General features: G+C 48.9%; 1 protein-coding gene. It reads right to left on the minus strand.

Going from position 1 to position 266, the window contains the following annotated elements:
- Window positions 1-92: 92 nt before the first annotated feature.
- Window positions 93-266 (minus strand): class I ribonucleotide reductase maintenance protein YfaE (yfaE, locus tag BHE89_RS01920; protein WP_128860279.1); only part of this gene is annotated, 174 nt, incomplete at its 5' end.

Genomic DNA, 266 nt, shown 5'->3' on the forward strand with positions numbered 1-266 from the left:
CGATTTGTTCAACTTTGGTTTTGATAGACATAGTGTTTCTCCTCGTGATGGATAGAGGAGCCCCACCCGCAGGAAAGGCCCCTCCGGATGGGTTAAATTTCCAAGGTCACATCAGTTTTTGCTTTAGCGCAGCAAACCAACACTTCCCCTTCTTTGACAAATGCGACGGGGATCTCGTCATAGGCCACTTGACCTTTGAGAAGACGAACCCGGCACATGCCACAAAAGCCACTGCGACAATGCGTTTCAACAGTGAGGCCTTTATT

It is taken from the genome of Shigella sp. FC1967 (assembly GCF_001743005.1).
Lineage (GTDB): Bacteria > Pseudomonadota > Gammaproteobacteria > Enterobacterales > Enterobacteriaceae > Proteus.